This is a genomic window from Akkermansia sp. GGCC_0220, from assembly GCF_017566105.1.
In the GTDB taxonomy this organism is placed as follows: Bacteria; Verrucomicrobiota; Verrucomicrobiia; order Verrucomicrobiales; family Akkermansiaceae; genus Akkermansia; species Akkermansia massiliensis.
The window spans coordinates 1-206 of the sequence record NZ_JABFCI010000293.1; the positions used below are offsets into that span (position 1 = coordinate 1).

At 40.3% G+C, this 206-nt stretch carries 1 protein-coding gene; it reads right to left on the minus strand.

The window, feature by feature from the left end; translation table 11 throughout:
* A partial coding sequence (locus HJW02_RS13820; protein ID WP_345778213.1) for a hypothetical protein occupies positions 1-206 on the minus strand: 206 nt, incomplete at both ends.

Genomic DNA, 206 nt, shown 5'->3' on the forward strand with positions numbered 1-206 from the left:
GTGGCCTTAGATTTTGCAACATAAGTATTAGCAAGCGACTGATCTAAATGTGGATAGGAAACATTTTGGTTATTATCATTTCCGGACTTTTGTCCTACTGAGTACGGAGGATTGCCGATAATAACTGTAATCGGAGTTTCCAACTGCTTTTTTGCTCTGGCGGAGTTTGCAGAAAACAACATATGTGTAGGAGATACCGTTCCACT